The organism is Streptomyces doebereineriae, assembly GCF_031845645.1.
In the GTDB taxonomy this organism is placed as follows: Bacteria; Actinomycetota; Actinomycetes; order Streptomycetales; family Streptomycetaceae; genus Streptomyces; species Streptomyces canus.
Map to the genome: position 1 here is coordinate 1 of NZ_JAVREZ010000375.1, position 436 is coordinate 436.

1 pseudogene is annotated in these 436 nt (G+C 73.9%); it reads right to left on the reverse strand.

Features of this window, described 5'->3' with window-relative positions:
• Positions 1-436, reverse strand: a pseudogene (locus tag RNB18_RS52370) (ATP-grasp domain-containing protein); the annotation flags it as partial.

The window sequence follows — 436 nt, forward strand, 5'->3', positions numbered from 1 at the left end:
GCCGACGGAGGCCGAGTTGTCGAGGCGGGTGGCGACGGTGTCGCCGGGCGCCGCGTGCGGGATCACCCGGACCCCCAGCGCCTCGGCCTCCGGTATCCCGTGGATGGCGGTGAGTTCACCGGGCCGGTCCGGGAAGAGGACGACGACGGCGGCGCCGCCGGTCCGCCCCTGACCGGGTGTGCCCGGGGCGACCGGCATGCCGAGGGCGAGGAGTTTGGCGTCCAGGTGCGGGTTGGTCCCGCACACGTCTGCGACCATGGTGGAGATCATGTGCGCCGGGAGCCGCGGGTTGACCTCGACGACCCTCGGCCCGTCGGCGGTGAGCATGACCTCGGTGTGGGCCGGGCCCTGCCGGTAGCCGATCGCGGTGAGGACACGGTCCACACAGGCGAGCAGCTCCTGGTGGACGGCCGGTTCGAGGGCGACGGGGAAGGAG